This is a genomic window from Streptomyces sp. NPDC059900 (assembly GCF_050270335.1).
In the GTDB taxonomy this organism is placed as follows: domain Bacteria; phylum Actinomycetota; class Actinomycetes; order Streptomycetales; family Streptomycetaceae; genus Streptomyces.
On record NZ_JBNNJZ010000617.1, the window covers coordinates 1 to 4,614 of the forward strand.

At 68.7% G+C, this 4,614-nt stretch carries 5 protein-coding genes; all 5 read right to left on the reverse strand.

The window, feature by feature from the left end; genetic code table 11:
• Window positions 1–600: SPFH domain-containing protein (locus tag ACQKIP_RS40390; RefSeq protein ID WP_427745315.1), on the reverse strand; the 600-nt coding region annotated here is incomplete at its 3' end.
• Between the two features lie 169 nt (window positions 601–769).
• Window positions 770–1,669 (reverse strand): S1 family peptidase, encoded by a 900-nt coding sequence (locus ACQKIP_RS40395; protein WP_365859930.1) that lies wholly within the window; start codon window positions 1,667–1,669, stop codon window positions 770–772.
• Window positions 1,670–1,927: 258 nt separating this feature from the next.
• A complete protein-coding gene (locus ACQKIP_RS40400) occupies window positions 1,928–2,746 on the reverse strand; it encodes a DUF1684 domain-containing protein (RefSeq protein ID WP_365859929.1) in 819 nt (272 codons plus the stop codon).
• A 37-nt stretch (window positions 2,747–2,783) separates the two neighbouring features.
• Window positions 2,784–3,755 carry an ABC transporter substrate-binding protein gene (locus tag ACQKIP_RS40405; RefSeq protein WP_365859928.1) on the reverse strand — a complete coding sequence of 324 codons (972 nt, stop codon included), beginning with the start codon at window positions 3,753–3,755 and terminating at the stop codon, window positions 2,784–2,786.
• 40 nt (window positions 3,756–3,795) lie between these two features.
• Complete coding sequence (locus tag ACQKIP_RS40410) at window positions 3,796–4,557, reverse strand: amino acid ABC transporter ATP-binding protein (RefSeq protein WP_365859927.1); 762 nt, start codon at window positions 4,555–4,557, stop codon at window positions 3,796–3,798.
• Window positions 4,558–4,614: the final 57 nt, after the last annotated feature.

A 4,614-nucleotide genomic window follows, 5' to 3' on the forward strand; every position in this document is an offset into this window, starting at 1 on the left:
GGAGGCCTGGAGTTCGGCGTCCGCGTTGATCACGCGGGCCCGCCGTTCGCGGTCGGCCTCGGCCTGGCGGGCCATGGACCGCTTCATCGTCTCCGGGAGCGACACGTCCTTGATCTCGACCCGGTCGATCTGCACGCCCCACCCCACGGCAGGAGAGTCGATCATCAGCTCCAGGCCCTGGTTGAGCTTTTCGCGGTTGGAGAGCAGATCGTCGAGATCGCTCTTGCCGATGATCGAACGCAGGGACGTCTGGGCCATCTGCGAGACCGCGAAACGGTAGTCCTCCACCTGGATGACGGCCTCGGTCGCGTCGATCACCTTGAAGTAGATGACCGCGTCGACGCGCACCGTGACGTTGTCCCGGGTGATGCCGTCCTGCGCCGGGACCGGCATCGTCACGATCTGCATGTTGACCTTACGGAGCCGGTCGACGAACGGCACGATCATCGTGAACCCTGGGCCGCGCACCGAGCGCTGCAACTTCCCGAGCCGGAGCACCACGCCCCGTTCGTACTGTTTGACGACACGCGCCGCGGCCATCACATAGACCGCTCCGGCACATCCGACGGCAACTCCCGCCGCCACCAGCTCCTCGACCATGCCGGCCCCCCGGGGTCCGAATTGGGCGTGTTGGGCGTGCCCTTCGAAGGTAGCGCCGCACGGCGCGCAAAGGGAGACGGGAGACAGGAGAGAGCCCCCGCCCGGTATTGCGGACGAGGGCTCCCGTGCTGCTGGCTGCAGACCGGTCGTGCGTGGAGTCGTACGTGGATCAGTAGACGCTCACGCCGTACGCGCTCAGCGCCTCGGTGACCGGCTGGAAGAAGGTCGTGCCGCCCGAGGAGCAGTTGCCGCTGCCGCCCGAGGTCAGACCGAGTGCCTTGGTCCCCGCGTAGAGCGGGCCGCCGCTGTCGCCGGGCTCCGCGCAGACCGTGGTCTTGATCATGCCGTAGACGATGTCGCCGCCGCCGTAGTTGACGGTGGCGTTCAGGCCGGTGACCTTGCCGCTGTGGGTACCGGTGGTCGAGCCGCGCCGGGTGACGTTCTGCCCCACGGTGGGGTTGCCCGCGCTGGTGATGTCCTGGCTGCCGACCGTGCCCGACTTGGTGATCGACGAGTTCGAGTACTTGACGATGCCGTAGTCGTTGGTCGGGAAGCTGGAGCCCGTGGTGGACCCGAGGACCGTGGTCTTCGCCGAGTTGGACCACCACGTGCCCGCACCGTCGGTGCAGTGGCCGGCGGTGAGGAAGTAGTAGGTGCTGCCGCTGCGGACGTTGAAGCCGAGCGAGCAGCGCCAGCTCGACGCGTAGATCGCGTCGCCACCGGAGATCAGCTTGCTGAACTTGCCGGGAGTGCGCTCGACCTTGAGGGCGCCCGCATTGCTGCCCGCCGCCTCCTTGATCTTGGCGATCTCGGCCTTGGAGACGGTGCTGTCGGCGGTGACGACAAGACGGTTCGTCGCCTTGTCGATGCTCCATGCGGTGCCTGCGACATCCGCGTCGAGCACCGCGTCGCTCGCCTTGGTGAGCTGCGCCGAGCTGAAGGTGGTGACGTCATTGGCGTTCGCAGCGGGGACGGCGAGCGCGCCGGCGGCCACAAGTCCGGTGGCCACGGCGAGCAGACGAGTACGTCTCGCTATGCCGCTGCGGGGGGTGGTGCGCTTGTTCCTCACTTGTTGTTCCTCCCGGGGGGAAGTCAGTGGGCCCGGTGGGTTGGGGCCCGTGAGGCGCAGCCAATGGGCAGAACAGGCAAGCCGGATTCCGGATACGCCGTGCCCCTGACAAGCGCTGCTCGGGAGTATTCGGGGCCGGGGACAGCGCGCACAAGGTGTCTTTCGGCCGTCAGCCAGATATACGGCGACCGGCCCCGGCGGCTGTCGTACCTCTCGTACGCCACCGGGGCTTGGGTCATCGGCTTTCTTACAGACGAGTCAGCGGTCGATAAGGTTCCGCTCCCCCGCGGCGATCTCGGCGTCCAGGGTGTTGCCCGGCGGCGGGAAGGGGCAGATGAAGTGGTCGGCGAAGGCGCACGGCGGAAGCAGCGCGCGGTTGAAGTCGACCGTCGTGCGTCCCTCGGCGTCCGGCGCGGCGGGCCGCAGGAACCTGAACCGGTAGCTGGACACCCCGCTGGTCGTGTCGCCGAACACCGCCCACAGCGAGCCGTCGCCCTCCACCGACACCTGGAGCGTGTACTCCTTTCCGGCCAGGTCGAACGCCAGCTCACCCCCCAGACCGAGCCCTCGCTCGACCCCGTCCGCGTTGCCGACCCGGACGGTACGCACCCCGTCCACCGTGCTCTCGGCGGCGTACGGCGTGAAGCGCCCCGGCACCGCCCAGCGCGCGTCGTACCCGTTGGCCTCGATGCCCCGGAAGGCGCGGCGCGTGGCGGACTCGGGGTCGAAGTCGCGTACCGCCCAGAGTCCTTCGCGCCGCAGCACGACCAGGCGGCGCTCGCCGAGCCCGACGCGGGCCGCTGCGACCGGGCCGGTGTCGGCGCCCAGACGGGCCTCGCCCGTGAAGAGCTGCCCGTCGAGGGTGAGCCCGTCGCCCGTCTCCGCGGTCAGGACGATCTCGTCGCCCGCCTCGGTCCAGCGTCCGGGGATGTCCGGAAGCGAACCATCCGGGTAGTCCGCGAGCCAGTGGGTGCCGGTGAGCGAGAGCGGGCCGTAGGGCGCCGACACCGTCTCCGTCCGCTGCTCGTGCCAGTGCTTCCAGTCGCGTACTGCGTCCGTCGATGCGTCCGTCGTCATGTGATCAACCCTTCCATACCGGTATGCGGAAACACTTCTACGGCTTGGGCAGTCCTTCGGGGTTGACCTGCGACTCCTTCACGGCCTCGCTCGTCAGGTCCCAGCGCTTCAGGACCTCGGCGTAGCTGCCGTCCTTGATCACGTGGTTGAGCGCGGCGGCGTACGCGTCGACGAGCCCGCTGTCCTTCTTCGTGGTGGCGGCGATCTCGCCCTGGATGCCGGGTCCGCCGCCCGACATCGTCCCGATGATCTTCGTCTGTCCCGATGACGCGACGTGGTAGGCGGCCGAGGGGTTCGGGCCGAGGTAGGCGTCGATACGGCCCGACTGGAGGGCGAGGTAGTAGTCGGAGTCCTTCTGGAAGTACTTGATCGCCACCGGCTCGCGGCCGGCCTTCTCGTTCTGCTCGCTCCAGTCGAGAAGGATCTTCTCCTGGTTGGTGCCCGAGGAGACCGCGATCGTCCTGCCCGCCACGTCCGCCGGCTTCTTCGCCGTCCAGTCGGCGTCCTTGCGGGCCTCGAAGGCGACGTTGTCGTGGCGGTAGGTCGCGAAGTCGTACTTCTCCTTGCGCTCCTCGGTCACCGTGACGTTCGAGAAGACGCCGTCGAACTTCCCGCTGTCCAGACCGACGAAGAGGTTCTCCCAGGAGACCTGCTCGAACTTCGGCTTCAGGCCGAGCGTGTCGGCGACCAGGCTCGCGATGTCGACCTCGGAGCCGATCCGGGTCTTGTCGTCGGTGGCGTAGAAGCCGAGCGGCGCGACCGAGTCCGCGCTGCCGCCGAGCCGCAGGGTGCCGCGCTCGCGCACCTTCCCGGGCAGGAGTTCCGCGATCGCCTCGACCTTCTTGCCGCGCACGCGGTTCTGGTCGGGCCCGATGTTGATGTTGCCGACCTTCTTGGTGCCGGGCCGGCCGCCGCCGGTCGCGGCGTCGCTGTCCCCGCCGCAGGCGCTGATCAGGGGCGCGAGGGCGAGGGCGGCGACCGAGGCGGAGAGGGTACGTCGGGAAAGCATGCGGGGGCTCCTGGAAGAACTGGGCCGGACGACCACTGGGCTAGAGGACCTTGGAGAGAAACGCGCGGGTGCGCTCGTGCCGCGGCCGGTCGAGTACGTCGCCGGGGGCGCCCTGCTCGACGATGAGTCCCTCGTCCATGAAGACGACCGTGTCGGCGACCTCGCGGGCGAAGCCGATCTCATGGGTGACGACGATCATCGTGGTGCCCTGGCTCGCCAGGTCCTTGATGACGTCGAGGACTTCACCGACCAGTTCGGGGTCGAGCGCCGACGTCGGCTCGTCGAAGAGGAGCAGCTTCGGCTCCAGGGCGAGCGCGCGGGCGATGGCCACCCGCTGCTGCTGTCCGCCGGAGAGCTGCTTGGGGTAGGCGTCCGCCTTGTCGGCGAGCCCGACCCTGGCGAGCAGGGTCCCGGCGTCCGCCTCGGCTTCCCTGCGCGGGCGCTTGAGCGCCGAGACGGGCGCCTCGACGATGTTCTCCAGGACGGTCAGGTGCGGGAAGAGATTGAAGTTCTGGAAGACGAACCCGATCCGGGTGCGCTGCTTGAGCACCTCGCGCTCGCGCAGCTCGTACAGCTTGTCGCCGGAGCGCCGGTAGCCGACGAGCGCGCCGTCGACGCTGATCCAGCCCCTGTCCACCTTCTCCAGGTGATTGATGGCCCGGAGCAGCGTGGACTTGCCGGAGCCCGAGGGGCCGAGGATGACGGTGACCTCGCCCTTGCGCACCTCCAGATCGAGGCCCCGCAGGACTTCCAGTGTCCCGAAGGACTTGTGTACGGACCGGAGTTCGACCATCGCGCTCATCGCGATGCCCCCTTCGAGAAGTGACGTTCGACGTAGTGCTGGAGGACGGAGAGAGCG

Excerpts from the sequence above, each read along its gene's own strand:
- ACQKIP_RS40400 (WP_365859929.1), bottom strand. The coding sequence starts at position 2,746 with ATGACGACGGACGCATCGACGGACGCAGTACGCGACTGGAAGCACTGG.
- ACQKIP_RS40405 (WP_365859928.1), bottom strand. The coding sequence starts at position 3,755 with ATGCTTTCCCGACGTACCCTCTCCGCCTCGGTCGCCGCCCTCGCCCTC.
- ACQKIP_RS40410 (WP_365859927.1), bottom strand. The coding sequence starts at position 4,557 with ATGAGCGCGATGGTCGAACTCCGGTCCGTACACAAGTCCTTCGGGACA.